The organism is Flavobacterium sp. (assembly GCF_031409475.1).
In the GTDB taxonomy this organism is placed as follows: domain Bacteria; phylum Bacteroidota; class Bacteroidia; order Flavobacteriales; family Flavobacteriaceae; genus Flavobacterium.
Genome location: NZ_JANNXH010000066.1, coordinates 1 through 18,799, shown reverse-complemented (window position 1 = coordinate 18,799; position 18,799 = coordinate 1). Strand labels below are relative to the sequence as shown.

Below are 18,799 nucleotides of genomic sequence, written 5' to 3'. Positions count from 1 at the left end.
TCGTTATTTCTTTAAATTTAATTTTAAAAATTTTAACAAAATCATTATATAAAACTAAATCGTTTTCGGTAGAACCGAAAACGATTTCGAAATAGTAAAAACAGGAGTTTAAATCTTTAATTATTTTGACTCAAAAGGGATAAAAATTGTGGTTTCCCATGATAACTCATCACCACCATTAAATGGGTTAGCCCTAAAATGTTCTAATACTTTATTTTGCAATTTATAATTATGGCGTTTTGCATAATCCATCAATGTAAACCAGGCTCGATCTGATGTTCTAAAGTTGCCAAAATAAGTTGCTTTTAATCCTTTAATTACGGGTATTGTTTTAAATTTCACTCTATCATCAGCAATGATTTTCGTGTTTTTATCTATTGGAAAACAATAATTAAAATCAATAGTTTCAGTTTCATAATCCCAATTTGTAATTTCTAAATAAGGACTTTCAATAATTGCTATTTTATTTTTATATAAAAACCCCGTTATATCTGCATCATTAGCAATCATATTACGAGCTTTTTCTTGAAGTACACTTTTTAAACTGATGTAGGCAACAAATATTTCCTTCGAATTTCCTTCTCCATCAATTTTAATTTTGAAATTTTTAATATGCTCGTCAATCCCCATTTTTAAATCAGTGATTTTTTTAATTTGCTCTTTTTTAAATTCTGTGTTAAAAAAGGGAACAGTGAGCCTGTTATAAATACTACTCTGCATATCTTTTATTCCGACACTTACTTTGGTAATTGAGTCATTTATGGGTTTCATTTCCCAAGTATATTGCAAGTGAGTTTGCCCCTTTTTCATCTCTTTTTTTAAATAATCAAAATTATTTTTTTCTAACAAAGAATAAAGTTCCTTTTGATTTGCAGTTTGGCTTGCGGTCCACTCATTTACACCTTGAAAAACAGTACCTGTAGCAGCTTTGACATTAAATGAAATGAAATAATCACTTTTTTTTAGGAATAAATACCAAATTAAAAACAACGAAAAAAATACACTTAATCCAATTATAATTTTTTTTCTACTTAACATTTAGTTTTTCATTTTTAATTTATTTACAATAAAATCTCCAACATTCTTACCTTGAACAATTCCGTTGACAATAGCAGCTTTGTAGTGAATTCCACCATAAAAACGACTGTTCGCAGCTTCTTTTGATGCATCATTAAAAGATTTAAATTTTCTGATTGGTAAACCAAATTGGATTTCTGTATCATCAGCAAAATTAAAATTATCTCCAAAAACCGAAGTTAAAATTGTCGCCGCACTTGTTGAAGCTACAGAATGACCACTTGTATATTCTGGAAATGGTGGTGTTTGCAATAGTGGTTTCCAGTTCTCGTCTATGTTTTGATTGATAACCGTTTCTGGTCTTACAACATTGCTTCGGTATTTTTCGTCCCAGCAACTGATAAAAGCTTCAAAAAGTCCAATAGAAGTTTGGGTATAAGCAAAAACTGTTTTTTCAAAATCTGCTTTTGATTTTTTACAAGCAATTTTCACAATTCCCATCCAATGTGCTCCGGGAGAAATTTTCTTTTTTGCAAACATCATGTGCCCTTGAGTTACACTTACAAAAGGATTGCAGTCCCAAAATTGTGCGATTTGAATTTCTTCAGAATGATCTCCCTTTTTTTTCATCATTAAACTTATATCATAAACTTCTTGCACTTCTTTGAAAAAAGTAGAATTCTTATCTAATGAAAATGGCGCTGGAGGAACAGGTTTAAACTGTGATGCAGAATCTAAAACTAGGGTTCTAATTTTCCCCCAATGTGGTTCAATTCCGTCCATATAAGCTGGAGGTGTTGGTTGCCATCTTCCTGGTTCGTTTGTGTGAACAGAAAATTTAGGAAATGTTCTGGTCTCTTTATAATTGTCTTTCGACATCCATTTTTTTATTCTATCAGCTACTTTTAGTCCATATTCTTTTGAAACTTCAAATTCTTTTGAGTTTTCATTTTCCCATTTTACATAAAGGCTGTCTCTGAATTTTTCGATTAAATCTTCCGAAAAAACTAATTGTTTGCTCATTTCCATGTGCGCAATTAAGGCGGCTAGGTGCTGATTTACGCCACTTTTCGGATCTAATTTTGGAATAGAATCCAAGCCTTTTAACTGGCTTTGCAAACTTGTGTAGGACGCATTATTTTGTGCTATAATTTCATAAGCTGCAATATTTGGATAGACAAAAATTCGACTCGCAACAGGAGGCGAAAATATATCGTGAATCATAATTTGAGTTACGTTGTCAATTGCAGCATAATACTCATCGGTGCTTACAACAATTGATTTATCCTTTTCACAGGAAATGAAAAGTATTGAAATTGCTAGAAATAAAAATTTAAGTTTCATTGTTTTAATTATTGAGTGGTGTTTTTATCATAAGCTGTGTCAAAGTTTGAAAGTTTGACACAGTTGACTTAGTAAATTTATTTTGCAAGTGGCATTTCATACACTTCTGCCTGTTTATTATTTATGGTTACCAATAAATATTTTTTGCCTTTAAAAGTCAAAATATTTAGATGTCTGACTGCTTTTTGAGTTAAATCGATACCAATTTTATTGCCTAAAAATATGGTTTTTTCATTTTTGATTAATGCTCCCGAAAAACCATCAAACTTACTTTGATAAGGAGTAACTCCAAAATAATTTCCTGCAGCAAAAACCTCTTCGTTTTTATCCGAATCAAAATTTGATTTTACAAAAGTATTTATTGGTGCTACTTGCATTTTATTAGATAAAGGAACAAAAACAAATTTTCCGTTTTCATTTTTTAAGTAACCCGATTTTAAATTATGAACCTCATATAATTTTGCTTTCTCGAGTAATTTTGGATCAAAAATTTTATCCACTTTTTTTCCAGCAAATGATTTATAACTGTTGAATTTCTTTTTGAGCATGCCACTAAATTGTTCTGCAAGTTCGTCTAAACCTAGTGTGGTATAATAACCACCATTTTTTTCGATGGTTACTATTGTTTCAAATGCTTCGTTTTTATCAAAATCATCATAATACATTTTCATAGGGAATTCTTGTGAAGCTTTGAATTTCGAATTCATACCCCAATTCCCAACCAGATAGTCTAAATCTCCATCTTTATCTATATCAAATTCAATTAATGATTGCCACAAACCATTGCATTTTTCGGGAAATATTGTTGGAGTTACATTAGCAAATTTCCCGTTTTTATTGGCAAAGAAAGTAGGTTTCATCCACTCACCTACAACAATTAAATCTGCCGTTCCGTCTTTATTAAAATCACTAAAAACAGCGTCAGTAACCATACCTATTCCTTCAAATGTTTTATTTTGTGTAAGGGTAAATTTTCCTTTGTTGTTGTTCAATAAATAACAATCCGAAGTGCTTCCAAATCTATTAGTAAGCGAATTATTTCCTACAAAAACATCTAAATCTCCATCTTTATCATAGTCAAATGCTTTTACAACCGATGAATTTTGGCGCATTACGGGTAAATTTGTATTTAGCAATTTATCTCCAGAATACAAACGGTCTTGCAAATTTTGTGCATTTTCGCCACTTCCAGAAGCAACATACAAATCATTTATTTTGTCTGAATTGAAATCTCCAATGACTGCCGAAGCATCTTCGAATAGAGAATCTTTTTCAATTTCAGGATACGGTTTTTTAACAAACCCATTTTCGTTTTGAATATAAACGGTAGCTTTTTTTCCTTTAGAACCTCCAAAGAAAATATCCTCTTTACCATCCGCACTTAAATCTCCTATTGCTATTGCTGGTCCACGATCTGAACGTTGATAAGGTATTAATTTTTGAACTAGAAAATCAATAAAATCATTTTCTTGATGTGTAAAGTTTATGCCTAAATTTGATGCTACTTTATTAAAAAGTGGTTTTACGACTGGATATAATTTTTTGTAATCAAACGATTTTCTATTGGCATTAGCTTTAATAGTAAGCGTTTGGTTGGTTTTTACATTTTTCAATGTTTGATATGTTTTATCTGGCCAAACCACAACGAGTGAATCTATTTTTGCTTTTTTGCCATACCCAAAATGCAGTATTGGTTCTGATGAGGACTGAAAACCTCTTGTGGTTTGCAACTCTTTGAATTGCTTTTTACCATTATAATAAGAGATTACTTTGGCTCCAATTCCAAAGGAATTTTTGCCTTCGAATCGCAATTTAATTTTTAGATAATTGGATTTTGCATTGGTTTGATTGATATAAACCGATGCAATATTGTTGATGTTATTTGTTACTACATCTAAATCTCCATCGTTATCAATATCCGCATAACTGCTTCCGTTTGAAATTATAGAATCATTTTCTATCCAATCGCTTGATTTATTTTTAAAATTTAAGTCGGCTGTACCCTGAAAAACATAATTGGTTGCATTTCCTTTTGGCATTTTGTTTAACGCCTGTTTGTCCAATAATTTGGTTGTAGAAATTTTACTTTTGATTTGATCATTCGAAAAATACTTAACATAATCTAAGTCATTTGGACGTTTAGGAATACCGTTAGAAACAAAAATATCTTGTTCACCATCTTGATCGTAATCGGCAAAAAGCGCACTCCAACTCCAATCTGTTGCTGCAACTCCACTTAATAATGCGGTTTCAGTAAAATGAGTTCCTGCTTGATTTATTTGCAACATATTTCGAGAATATTGATAATGATACCCTAATTTTTCGGTTCTCAATTTCATCATTTGAACATTATCGTCGCCTAATGATGCTTTCAATACTTTCTCGCTTTCTGGAAGCATGTCCAGTGTCATGAGGTCTGGAAAACCATCATGATTGACATCGGCAACATCAACTCCCATTGAAAATCTGCTCGTGTGACCAAAATATTTTTTTAGACTCTCCGTGAAAGTTCCATCGCCATTATTGAGGTAGTAATAATCGTCTTCATGAAAATCGTTACCTATATAAATATCCGGATAACCGTCTAAATTAAAATCGGCAACTGCTAATCCTAATCCATAACCATTTGCTCCACCAAAAATTCCGGCTTGTTCACTTACATCTACAAATTTTCCATTATTATTTTGAAATAATTTATCACCACACTCGTAGCTTCGCTTATTACGAATGTCAGCATTACCAAATGAAAATTCAGAATGTACAGCGTGATTCAACAAATACATATCTAAATCACCATCTAAATCATAATCAAAAAAAGCTGCCGAAGAACTGTAATTATCAAGATCTAAACCATATTCTGCGGCACTTTCGGTAAAAGTGTTATTTTTGTTATTGATAAAAAGCTCGTTGTGACCTTCAAATCCATTGATTCCTACAACGGCGCACACATAAATATCCAAAAAACCATCGCCATTGACATCGGCCATAACAGTTCCGGCATTCCAATCGCTTTGACCTTCTACTCCAGCTTTGGCAGTAATATCATCAAATTTATTATTGCCTTTGTTTAAATACAAACTGTTTTTTCCTTGATTGGATGTAAAATAAATATCAACCAAACCATCGTTGTTGATGTCGCCAAGTGCTACACCACCACCATTATAATAGTAGAGGTAATCTAAAATAGAAATGTTTTTTGATTCTAAGAGTTGATTGTTAAATGTTATATTACTTTCCTCTGGTGAAAGTTTTTCAAAGAGTTTCTCTTGCTTTTTAGAGCAAGAAACAATAAGCAATGAAACAAAAAGTATTTTAAAAAAATTATTCATTGCTTTTGAATATTTTAGGTTTATTATTATTTATAACTGCAAGGATTGAAACCGATTTATTTTTATTTTGTAAAATTTTAACATGCCTCACTTCTCCATTCAAAAAGAATCCAGATTGAGAATAAGGCAACCAAGAATAGGTTCCTTTTTTATCTCCTATAAGCACATTTCCGTAATTTGAATCCAATCGAGAAAATTGTGGTTTAAAGCCAAATTGATTTCCACCCAGAATTATATCCAAAATTCCGTCTTTATTTACATCCAAAACAGCTATCGTGTTCACACTCGAAAACTGCACTTGTTGTGGCATTGCTTTGATATTGAAATCTCCATTTCCCATATTGATAGCAATAACACTTTCTTGAATGACTGCTGTTTTTTGAATCGAATTATTTATGATATCTGTAGCAAACAATTCTTGGATTGATTTTTTTGCATATTCGAGATAGCTCAAATTTTTCTTTTTTATGGAAGGAATTTGTCCTGCTAATTCTTTCTTTAAACTCAATGGCTTATCCTTACCCTCGATACTTCGTGTTGTAATTTGTTCTATTGTACCGTTCGCATCAAAATCATTAACAAACAATTTCATTGGGTTAGAAACTGTTGCTTTATAAGCTGTATTTGTACCTTTATTTCCAAGTATCAAATCTTTTTTGCCATCATTGTTTAAATCTACGCAAGCAATCGAGTTCCAAAAACCACTAAAATTAGTAAGATTAGATTTAAAATTAACTAAACGGCGACCGGTATTTTTGAAAATTCTTGGTGCCATCCAATCGCCAACTAGTATTAAATCTTTCTTGGAATCATTATCAATATCTTCCCAAACGGCAGCGGTTATCATTCCAACTTCATTTAATTTAAAGGCTTTTTTATCTGTAACATTGGTAAAGTTTCCTTTTCCATCATTTTCTAATAATAAATGTTTTGGATCAATTCCATAAACTCCCGGAACACTGCGACTGCCAATGAACACATCAATATCGCCATCATTGTCAAAATCAGTTGGTGCAATTACAGCAACATTATTGTTCCTTGTTGGAAGATTTGTTTTGCTTTTTGTAAAAATTCCTTTCCCATTATTCAAGTACAATCTGTTTTTATAATTGGCTTGGTCCGCTTTTTCATTTCCTCCAGAACCTACTAATAAATCTTGATCACCATCATTATCAGCATCAAAAAAACAAGCGGCTGTGTCTTCATTGTGGGCATCTTTATTAATATCTATTTGAGCTGTACTTGCATAAACATCGTTTCCTTTATTTAAATAAATAGCTTTTGGATTTCCTTTAGCTCCGCCAATAAAAACATCGTCATTGCCATCGCCATTAATATCAGCAACTGCAAGTGCTGGTCCTTCTTGCGAAAGCATTTTGGAGATTAATCCTTCGTAATCAAAATCGATATAATCGTTTTCTTTGTGAGTTAAAAACGAATTATTTTTTTCGGATAATAATGGTTTTAAACTATTTTTTGCAACTATATAATCCGATTTTGCATTTGCAATACTCAAGTTTATTGTCGAATTGTTAGCTACTTTTTTTATAGTTTGAAATTTACCATTTGGCCAAATCACTTGCAAAGAATCTATTTTCTTAGTTCCTATTCCAAAAGTCATTACATAATCAATAGAAGATTGAAAACCTCTTGAAGGAATTAATTCTTGTTTCAAAATTTCTTTCCCTGAAAATAAGTGAACCACACTTCCAACTCCAAATTTATTTTGATTCTCTCCTTTTAATTTCACTTTTACAAAATGGTTGCTTTTAATTTTTTCGGAATTATTTTGATATACAAAGGATTCCATGTTGACGTTATTGACAATTAAATCTAAATCCCCGTCATTGTCTAAATCGCCATAAGCTGCACCATTTGAAAAACTTGGTGTATCTAAACCCCATTTTTGAGCTTCATTAGAAAAAGTCAAATTTTTATTATTTTTATAAGCATAATTAGCAATTGGTGTGCTAGGCATTTTGTCGATAATCGTTTGGATTTCTTCTTTTTTGCCCGTTACAACCATTTTTTGCATAAACTCATTAGCGAAAAAATCCATAAAATCTTGATTCGTCAAATCATTATAAATACCGTTGCTCACAAAAATATCCTTGTAACCGTCATTATCCATGTCAAACAATAATGCGCCCCAACTCCAATCTGTTTTTGCTACTCCAGCATAATTCGCTATTTCAAGAAATTGATCTTCGCCATTGTTTAGCTGCAAGGTGTTTTGCATGTATTGATAATAAAAATCTAAATTTAATTTTCTGGTAAATAAATCATAATTATCAAAACTAGTTGTAGTTTTTAAACGTTCGTCAGGTTCTGGCAACATATCGGTAACAAATATATCTGACTTGCCATCGTTGTTAATGTCTGCCATATCTGCACCCATTGAAGCTTGACTGGTGTGTGATGCCCATTCTTGAATTTTTTCAGAAAAGGTTCCGTTTTTATTATTGATATATAAATAATCTCGTTCATAAAAATCATTAGAAATATAAATATCCGGGTACAAATCTCCGTTTACGTCACCTACAGTTACACCAAGTCCAAAGCCAATAAGGCTTCCGTATATTCCTGATTCTTCGCTTACATCTTTGAATTTTCCGTTATCATTACGCAATAATTTATCTCCACCACCTTTAAGAATTTCGGCAACATCCCAATCTTTGTCCCGTAATTCTCGCTTATTCGAATAATTTAGACTACTTACTGGAATAAAACTATTGTTCAAGATATAACAGTCTAAATCGCCGTCTTTATCATAATCAAAAAAAGCAGCATGTGTAGTAATTCCGGTATCGGCTAGATTGTATTGATCTGCTTTTTCGGAGAAAGTAGTGTTCCCGTTATTGATAAAGAGTTCATTTTTTTGATTATCTCCTTTATCATTGCCCGCATTACAGACATAAATATCGAGCAAACCATCTGCGTTAATGTCAACCATTACTACTCCTGTTGACCAAGTTTTAGTTCCTTGAACGCCTGCTGTTTTTGAAATATCTTCAAATTTAAAATTCCCTTTGTTCAAATAAAGTTTATTAGTTCCTAGATTAGAAGTAAAATACACATCAGAGAGTCCATCATTATTAATGTCTCCTATGGCAACTCCACCGCCATTATAGAAATTCCTGTATTTAAAAATATTCATATTCGCTCCATTCTTAACTTCATTAACAAAATTAATTCCTGTTGTTGAAGCGTCTAATTTAGAGAATAAGTTGTCTTGATTATCTTGATTTTCTTTAGAGCAATTAGAGAAAATCAGTACAAAAAAGGATAATAAAACAAAACGATAAAACATATTGCATACTGTGTTTAGTTAGGTAATTCAATAACTTACAATTGCCTAAATTATATAATAATAACTAATAAAAAAAACGGTTTTGTAAATAGTTTACAAAAATAAAGAGGGTAATAAATACCCTCTTTATAACTAACTCAAAACAAAATTAATAGTAAACAAATTCTTAATATCCAGGATTCTGGGTTAAATTTGGATTAAATAATGCAGCAGAAGGAATTGGAAATAAAACATATCTATTATCAGATACATACGCTTTCAACTCTCTTGCTTGCAAAAATTTACCAAAACGAATCATATCATTTCTTCTGTATTCTTCCCACCACAATTCACGTCCTCTTTCAGCATAAATCCCTTCAAGGTCAAGTGTAACAGCAGGACGGTTTGTTCTTGCAAAATAAGCAGTCATATCTGGAGCAGTTCCTGTCCCACCACGTAATATTGCCTCTGCTTTCATTAACAAAGCATCAGAATAACGCATTAATACAAAATCGTTATTAGGAGATCCTAAATTTGATACGTCTGGAATGTATTTTACACCTCTAATACCCGCTGCTTCAAGTGATAAACCACTTGTAATCAAAGTTACTGATGGTGTAAAAATTAAGGGTTGCTTTGTAGGAGGAACAGTTGTACTACCTGGAATGTTAATTCTATCGCGTACAATATCAACTCCTCCTGGCTTGTATACTTGCCCTACAATAAAACCAACTGGGTTTCCAAAATTAGTAATATTTGCTGCATCAGCATTCTTTGCACGTCTGTCGTTAGGATTAAATTTATTGTAGTATTCTGCTACAGTAGAAAATCCGTTCCAACCGTCGGGTGTCATATTATAATGCATACCAAATCTCCAGAAACATTGAATGTTTCCACCCGCACCATTACTGTTTTTAGAAGCAAATAATACTTCTGGTGAGGTGTTGTTGTCCGGTTTAAAGTTATCCCAATAATCAGGAGCTAATGAACTTGATATTGCATTGACGTGTGTAACCACTTTAGACATATCTGCGGCTGCAAAAGTGTATGGTCCAGCTGGTGCAGCTGCAGTAAATACTCCCTTGTTCAAATACAGTTTGGCCAATAAAAAGTTAGCAGCATCTTTGTTTGCAATACTAGGATCACCCACAGTTCTGGCTGGCAAAGCTCCTAAAATAGCTTCCAATTCGCTTATTACAAAACCTGTTGCTTCTGCTCTAGCCCATACTTTTGGGTTGTCAGTATCGGGAGATCCGACTTCTCTGTACGGTGCTTGACCAAATAAATCGATTACATGATAGTAATAAAAAGCTCTTAAAAAACGAGCTTCGGCTACTTGTGTTGGAGTACCTGTACCACTATTAATAACTTTGTTACAGTTATTTACTTGTGATAATAATTGATTCCATGCACCTCGCACTTCATTATGATCTGGACCCCAAGTATGCACGTGAATTTGTCTCCACACTCCATTATCGTCCCAGTCACCACCACGTGTTGGGCCAACAAGTGCATCCGTTGACATTTCGTTCAAAGCAAACATAGTTCCTTGTCCTTGAAAGTTTCTCAATCCTTCGTAAGCAGTGGTTAAAAAAGCTACTGGATTAACAGTACCTCCACCACCATCTTCAGAGACTACAACTCCATCTAATATTTCTTCATTTAACTGCGTACAACTCACTCCAAGGAAAAGTGTACCAGCAAAGAAAATACCTTTAATTATATTATTTTTTTTCATTTTTTAATTTATTAAAATGTTACATTAAGTCCAAAACCAAGACTTTTCTCTCTTGGATACGATAAAAATTCCATACCTGCAGATGGTACACCGTTTAAAGATTTATCAGTATCAACTTCAGGATCAGTTCCAGAATAGCCCGTTATTATGAATAAATTAGTTGCGTTTACAAAGAAGCGAGCTGATTTAATTTTTAATTTATCAACGAAACTTCCTTTAAAAGTATACCCCACATTTAAGTTACCCAAACGTAAGAAATCTCCTTTTTCTAAATATTTAGTAGAAGGCGAATTAGGATCTCCTTGTGCTTGAGCTGACGTTGCAGCTTCAAGTGTAGTATTTCTACCTCCTAAAAATGCTCCTTTAAAGAAATACGCATTAGTAGTATTGTTATAAATATAATGACCAAACGCACCATAGAATGAAGCACTAGCATCAAAGTTTTTGTACGTTACATTAGTAGAAAAACCAACATTTATTTTAGGTAAGGGTTGTTTGTCTAATAATTTTTTAGAAGCAGTACCTAAACCCGTATCATTTCCTGCGGCATCCGCATAGATAGAGTTTCCATTTGCATCGTAACCTCTCCATTCGTACAAGAAATAAGAATAAAGTGGAGCATTGTTTGTAATAACTTGCGCATAAGCTCCCGATAATCCTTGCCCATTTAAACCACCAGTTTGAACAAAACCTGTGAAATTTTCAAATTTATTAGAATTGAAAGAAGCATTGCCTGAAATTTCCCAAGTTAAGTCTTCTTTGTTTATTACTTTGTAATTCAATGAGACCTCAAAACCTTGATTAATTAAGTTTCCATCAACATTCAATAAACGAGGGAAAAATGTTCCAGGTTGAGATCCATCTGCTTGATTTGGAAAAATCAAATCCGAAGTGTTTTTGCTATAATAATCAACGGAACCAGATAATCTGTTGTTAAAAAATTCAAAATCAGCACCAACACCATAAGAGGTAGTTGTTTCCCATTTTAATAAAGGATTCGAATTGTTATCTGTATTCAAAGTACCATTATCTCCATATTGACCTCTTGAAATTGATGAGTTTGGAGCAAATTCTTGGTTACCCGTAGTACCTGTATTACCTCTAATTTTGAAGTTGTTTACAATTCCTTCTTTATCTTCAATTACTTTGTATGCCACACCAAGAGATGGGAAGTAACCGTATTTATTATCAGTACCAAATTTACTAGAACCATCGGCACGTATTGTAGCGGTCAAAAGTATTTTTTTGTAAAGTGTAGCATTAACTCTAGCAAAATACGATTGCAATTCTACTCTATTTCTATAGGAAGAAACTCTATATTCTCTAACTAAACCACCTTCAATATTATCAATCAAATTAGTTTGAGCAACATCATATCCTTTACCTCTTGAAACATTTCCATCTGCCAAATAATCATAATATGAATAGCCTAATAAACCATCGATAAGGAAATTAGCACTAACTTCTTTGTTATAGTTCATGGTGTGCTCAAAAGTTCTGTTGAATTTGTTTTGATTTGCAATAACGGCAACACCTCTTTTTGTCAAAGAACCTCCAGGAACAGATGCCGTAAATTGATCTCCTTGAATGTCTATAGTAGGCAATAATTGACTTTTTCTAGAAGAAGATGAACCTTCAATACCAAATAAAAATTTGTAAGTCCAACGGCTGTTAATTTTCCAAGTAGTACTAATGTTTCCAATGATTTTTGCCGTATTTGTATAATCTTTATAGGCATTTAATAATTGTACCGGATTTAAAAAAGTATTACTAACCACATTATACGAACCATCTGGATTATAAATTGGAGATGTTGGATTCCAATATAATGCAGAACCAATTAGGTTTCCTATAAAACCTGAATCATTTGATACAACTGTAGCATTATCTTTAATACCAGTGTAACCTAATCTAGTTTCCACTTTCAAAGCACCACCAAAAAAGTCGTTTGAATTGTAAAGGGCAGCACTGTATTTTCCTATTCCAGAATTTTTTATAATACCGTCAGCGTCTGTAGCACCTAATGAAAATCTCGTATTTGAATTATCTGTAGATTTAGAAAAAGTCAAATCATGATTTTTAGTAATTCCATCTTGTATGACAGCATCTTTCCAGTAGTAATCTCTACCACCTTGATCATCACCACCTGCAGCGACAAACTGATCTGGAGTCATAACTCCAAAATCACCTGACATTTTACTGAATTGTACCGAGGTAGAATAGGTTAATTCTGGTTCTTTTGATTTACCTTTTTTAGTTGTTATTACAATAACACCATTTGCACCACGTGAACCGTAAATAGCAGTAGAAGAAGCATCTTTCAATACACTGATACTTTCAATATCGTTTTGATTCACAAAGTTCAATGGGTTTCTAGGAGTAGAAGATCCCAAAAGACCATCTCCACCTGAAGAAACATTTCCACCATCTAATGGCACACCATCAATTACAATAAGTGGACCATTACCTGAACGAACAGAGGTGTTTCCACGAACTCTAATAGAAACTGCTCCACCTGGCTCACCACTTGACTGTGTAACTTGTACACCTGCTACTTTACCTCTCAACAATTGCGCTGGAGATGGCGAAGCAACATTATCAAATTTCTTAGAACTTAATTGATCAATTGCTCCTGTAGCATCTTTCTTTCTAACAGAACCGTAGCCTATAACTACAACTTCTTTTAGTTCAGATGCGTCGTCTTTTAAAACAACATCAATTGTTGTTTTTCCAGCAGCACTTACTTCTTGAGTTTTAAGTCCAATGTAACTAAAAACAAGGACAGCATTTGCCCCTACATTTTTGATGGAAAATTTACCATCGAGATCAGTTTGAGCTCCGTTGTTTGTTCCCTTTACTAATACAGAAGCACCCGGAAGCGGACCACTTCCATCAGATACTTTACCTGACACATCTTGCGAATACGTCAAACTAGTACATAGCATCGTTAGAAACACCATCAAGCCTTTAAGTAGACTATTTTTCATACGTAATAATTAAGTTGGTTAATAATTTGTTTTAATTGGTTATTGTTTATTCAATATCAAATATAAATCTAAAAATTATGTTTTTTTTATGAAAATCAAAACTATAACGATATAGTGATACCGAAAACGTTTTCGATTTTAAAATTAATCCTGCAATTTTTTATAATTAAAATTATACTATCTGTAAATTTAAACTGTAAAAAATACACATAACGCAAATATTAACAGTTGTTTAATATAAATCATCACTGATTAAAATTAAAACAGGTTGATTACGAATAAATCATTAAAAAAATCGCAATTATAATCCAAAATAATGATAATAATTCAAAATAGTAATTTGAAATGATGTTTGTGTAAATAAAATGACTAGCAACTACAAGAAGACAAGATTGTAATTTTTATACTTCATTTTGCACCAAGTTGTCTTGCTGACAAAGGAAGCATCTCATTATGAGATTCCGCCTGCTTCGGAATGACAAGATTGTAGTTTATTATACTTCATTATACACCAAGTTGTCTTGCTGACAAAGGAAGCATCTCATTATGAGATTCCTCTTGTTAGGAATGACAAGATTGTAATTTTTATACTTCATTTTGCACCAAGTTGTCTTGCTGACAAAGGAAGCATCTCATTATAAGATTCCTCGTGCCTCGGAATGACAAGTTTGTACTTTTTATACTTCATTATACACCAAGTTGTCTTGCTGACAAAGGAAGCATCTCATTATAAGATTCCGCCTGCCTCGGAATGACAAGTTTGTGGTTTATTATACTTCACTATACACAAAGTTGTCTTGCTGACAAAGGAAGCATCTCATTATAAGATTCCTCGTGCCTCGGAATGACAAGTTTGTGGTTTATTATACTACATTTTGCACCAAGTTGTCACGCTGACAAAGGAAGCATCTCATTATGAGATTCCTCGTGCCTCGGAATGACAAGTTTGTGGTTTTTATACTTCACTAAACACCAAGTTGTCTTGCTGACAAAGGAAGCATCTCATTATGAGATTCCTCGTGCCTCGGAATGACAAGTTTGTGATTTTTATACTTCATTTTGCACCAAGTTGTCTTGCTGACAAAGGAAGCATCTCATTATGAGATTCCTCGTGCCTCGGAATGACAAAACTGAGTCGATTATTGCTCAACTTGAAGCATTTCAATTGATTTTAATAAATAAACAGCTGTAATTATAAATACAAAAAACCGTTACTAAAAAGTGTTTTAGTAACGAATTTAATTACCGCAAAAAAGGGTGATTTTAATTTTCTATAGTAATCGTCTTATTATCAACTCCAAGTCCAATTAACTTTAAGGATTTCCATTTTTTGGGTAACAATCCTTTATTGTATTTTAATCCTTCATCTGTTTGTTCTACGCCACCAAAACCATAAATAACCGCTTGAAGCATTGCTCCTGCTCCAGTTGCAAAATAAGGATTATTACTATTTGCTGATTCCGAGAATACGCCAAAAGGTGGGCGACTGTTAGGTAAATACGATTTTACAAAATATTCATAAGCCTTTGCTGCATCGCCTAATCTTGAATATAAAACCGATAAAACTCCTGATGACATTGCTGGACCGTCTTTTGGGTCAATTTTTTGTGCATAGTATTCTAAATCTCTTACGATTTGTGCTTTATCTGTAATGATATGTAATGGATAAGCCAATAAATTCACATCGGCTTGTTTAATCATTTGTCCTTTATAGCCTTTGTAGTTTTGGGTAATTCCGTTTTCAGTATGAATTACTAATTTATTAGAAACAGCAATCCATTTTGGATCGATTGGTTCCTCCAGAATAGTTGCTGCTTTTATGGTGTTTTTCAAAGCTTCAATTGCAGAGGCATTGGTAAACGCATTATCATCAATATGTTGCGCATATTCATCGGCGCCAACCACATTTAGAATAGAATAAGTATCATCTTGATTTTTTACCACACGACTTACCCAAAAATCAGCAATCTCTTTTAATACATTATATTCTTTTCGCAACCACGTTTTATCTTGTGTATAGGTGTAATAATTCCAAAAAGCGATAGCGACATCTGCTGTAATGTGTTGCTCAAAAATCCCAGTCAATGCCCAAGTTGGTGTTGCTTCTTCGCCAGTATCATCAGATTCCCATGGATACATTGCTCCTTTATAACCATAAATAAAAGCTTTTTGTTTGGCTTTCTGCAATCTGTCCGAACGATAATCCAAGCATGATTTTGCCATATCGGGTTGCAAGGCCAAAAGTGTTGGATACATCCAAAGTTCGGTGTCCCAAAAAATATGTCCGTTGTATCCTTGACTTGACAAACCCATTGGCGCAATACTTTGTCTGGTTTCAGGTCGTATGTAAGAATACAAATTATACAAAGCAAAACGAACGCGTTGTTGTGCATCGAGATCACCTTCGATTTGAATGTCGCCCGTATTCCACAATTCAGCCCAAGCTTGTTTGTGTTTATTTAATAATTTATCTATTCCTTCTTGCAAAGCATAAATAGGTTGTCTTTCGGATTCGTTGAGTGGATCGGTTACATCTTTTGAAGTACAAATTCCTCCAGCAACAGCAAATCGGTATTTTTTTCCTTTTAGTAGTTTTTTGGTAAAACCTACTTCGTTCCCAGTTTGTTTCAAAGTTTCGGTTGGACCATCAAAAAGGAAAGTGGTTGAAGCCGCAACTTTATATTTACCAGTTAATGTTTTTGCGGTAGTTCCAAAAACGGGCATCAAATATTGATTGTCTTTCAAAACCCGGAACTGACTTTTAGCTTCTTTCAATTCTTCTGGAACAACCATATAATTATTAGCCGTAATTTCGATATCTTTAGTAGGCGTAATTTCGACAATTGCCATTGCCGAAAAAGGAATAGCTCTGTTTGCCAAAATTGTGTAGTTGATACTTGCCAAACCTTTGAACGAAAATGATGTGGTGCTTGTTCCTTCTTTCATAGAAACAATTTGACTCCAATTGTCTATGTTATCTGATTTTATTTCTTGGTTGTCTATATAAAGGTGTAAATTCAAAAATTCTATACCGCGAACAATTCTACTGATTCCGTTTTCGGGACTTCCGTCGTAAACACCATTTAGTATTATTTCTTTTGTTTTTAATGGCGTGTCGTCCGTAACGATTCCTATTTGTCCGTTTGCCATGGCAACTCCAAAATAGTTTTCTCTGGAATTTGCATACAAATGCCATTCGTCTGATTTTGCTTGACCAAAAACAATTGGACTTGCTAAAAGTAACAAGCACAGGCTTTTTAAATTTGAAATCATCTTTTTTAAATTTTTTAATTATTTTCAAACTTAAATCTTTTATTTCTTATTAGCCTGTTTATTTGGCCAAGACCATAGAAATTAACACCGATAACGATTTCGATAAATCGAAAACGATTTCGATTTTAAGAGCCGCTTTTTTTACAAAAAGAATTCTATTTTTATGCTAATAAATAAACCCGTTGGGTGTAATTCATTTTTTATATTTTTTAACACATCGATACATAGTTTTTGTGAATTTTGTTAAGCCGTTTCACTCTTTGATAGTGAAACATAGCTATGAGAAACCAAGAATTGGTCTATCTAACTCTTTTTTCTATGATTCTATGCGTTTAATTTTTTAGATATTCTGAATTATTAATAATTACACCCAACGGGTTAAAAATTAAATCTTTATTTAAATAAATTGTAAATTGAATAAGCTATTGATTCTAACATTTTCGCTAGTGGCAATGTTACTTTTTTCTTGTAAAAAGGAAGAAAATAACACTGAGATTTCTATTACTTCCTCTGAAACATTAAAAACTGATTCCTTGAAAACATACAAAGAATCCTTTAGACCGCAATTTCATTTTTCTCCAGAAAAAAAATGGATGAATGACCCCAACGGAATGGTTTATTACAAAGGGATTTATCATTTATTTTATCAATATTATCCAGAGGATATCGTTTGGGGACCAATGCATTGGGGACACGCAACGAGTACGGATTTAATCCATTGGAAACACAAAAAAATTGCATTATTCCCAGATAAATTAGGCTATATTTTCTCCGGAAGTGCCGTTGTGGATTTCAACAATACATCTGGTTTGGGTTCTATTGAAAACCCACCAATGATTGCCATTTTTACCTACCACAACATGGAAACCGAAAAGGCTGGAAAAATAAATACGCAATCACAAGGATTGGCTTACAGTTTAGACGAAGGGGAAACTTGGACGAAATACAATGCAAATCCAATTATTGCCAATCCAAATTTAAAAGATTTCAGAGATCCAAAAGTGTTCTGGAACGAAACTACAAAATTGTGGAACATGGTTTTAGTAGCTGGCGATTGTGCCCAATTTTATACTTCAAAAAATTTAATTAACTGGAATTTTGAAAGCGAATTTGGCAAAGGAATTGGTGCTCATGGAGGTGTATGGGAATGTCCAGATATTTTTAAATTAAAAGTCGAAAATTCAACAGAAGAGAAGTGGGTTTTATTAATAAGCATTAATCCTGGCGCACCAAACGGCGGTTCCGGAACACAATATTTTATTGGTGATTTTGACGGAAAAAGCTTTAAAACAACTCAAAAAGAGTTTAAATGGGTTGATTACGGCACTGATAATTACGCTGGTGTAACTTATAATGATGCACCTGACAACAAACGCATTTTCATAGGCTGGATGAGCAATTGGCTCTATGCAAGAGAAACGCCAACTAAAAACTGGAGAAGCGCCATGACATTGCCAAGAGTGCTTTCTCTGGCTAAAATAAACGGTGATTATATTCTGAAAAATGCTCCAGTGGAGCAATTCAAAAAACAGCAAGTTTCGGAGTTTTCAAAAGATGTAATCACTATAAAAGCAGGGCAAAAAACGACCTTGAAATATGATTATTTAAATCAATCTGAATTGCAATTTAGTGCAAAGAATCAGAATTTAAAATTGATTTTTTCTAATGAAGTTAATGACTCATTAGTAATCAATTATGATTCGAAACAAAAAATATTTTCTGTTGACAGAAGCCATTCAGGAATAGTCAATTTTGAAAAAAGTTTTGGAAAAGAAATTCATAAAATGGCAACTCCAAACATCATTTCAGAAACTATAAACTA

At 33.0% G+C, this 18,799-nt stretch carries 8 protein-coding genes; 1 reads left to right on the top strand and 7 read right to left on the bottom strand.

Annotation, left to right across the window (positions count from 1 at the left end; all coding sequences use genetic code 11):
- Positions 1 to 120 precede the first annotated feature (120 nt).
- The 7 genes from RMO53_RS11805 to RMO53_RS11775 all read right to left on the bottom strand — a co-directional run bounded on the left by RMO53_RS11805 (position 121) and on the right by RMO53_RS11775 (position 16,977).
- Complete coding sequence (locus tag RMO53_RS11805) at positions 121 to 1,038, bottom strand: hypothetical protein (RefSeq protein WP_310380964.1); 918 nt, start codon at positions 1,036 to 1,038, stop codon at positions 121 to 123.
- Positions 1,039 to 2,361 carry a vanadium-dependent haloperoxidase gene (locus RMO53_RS11800; RefSeq protein WP_310380962.1) on the bottom strand — a complete coding sequence of 441 codons (1,323 nt, stop codon included), beginning with the start codon at positions 2,359 to 2,361 and terminating at the stop codon, positions 1,039 to 1,041. It lies immediately after the preceding gene.
- 77 nt (positions 2,362 to 2,438) lie between these two features.
- A complete protein-coding gene (locus tag RMO53_RS11795) occupies positions 2,439 to 5,690 on the bottom strand; it encodes a VCBS repeat-containing protein (RefSeq protein WP_310380959.1) in 3,252 nt (1,083 codons plus the stop codon).
- On the bottom strand, positions 5,683 to 9,000 hold the full coding sequence (locus RMO53_RS11790; protein WP_310380956.1) for a VCBS repeat-containing protein: 3,318 nt from the start codon (positions 8,998 to 9,000) through the stop codon (positions 5,683 to 5,685). The genes RMO53_RS11795 and RMO53_RS11790 overlap by 8 nt, the downstream gene beginning before the upstream one ends.
- Positions 9,001 to 9,166: 166 nt before the next feature.
- Positions 9,167 to 10,717 carry a RagB/SusD family nutrient uptake outer membrane protein gene (locus RMO53_RS11785; protein ID WP_310380953.1) on the bottom strand — a complete coding sequence of 517 codons (1,551 nt, stop codon included), beginning with the start codon at positions 10,715 to 10,717 and terminating at the stop codon, positions 9,167 to 9,169.
- Between the two features lie 11 nt (positions 10,718 to 10,728).
- Positions 10,729 to 13,704 (bottom strand): SusC/RagA family TonB-linked outer membrane protein, encoded by a 2,976-nt coding sequence (locus RMO53_RS11780; protein ID WP_310380951.1) that lies wholly within the window; start codon positions 13,702 to 13,704, stop codon positions 10,729 to 10,731.
- A 1,263-nt stretch (positions 13,705 to 14,967) separates the two neighbouring features.
- Positions 14,968 to 16,977, bottom strand: coding sequence for a glycosyl hydrolase family 95 catalytic domain-containing protein (locus RMO53_RS11775; protein ID WP_310380948.1), 2,010 nt, complete (start codon positions 16,975 to 16,977; stop codon positions 14,968 to 14,970).
- 533 nt (positions 16,978 to 17,510) lie between these two features.
- Here RMO53_RS11775 and RMO53_RS11770 point away from each other — a divergent pair.
- Positions 17,511 to 18,799: glycoside hydrolase family 32 protein (locus tag RMO53_RS11770; protein ID WP_310380945.1), on the top strand; the 1,289-nt coding region annotated here is incomplete at its 3' end.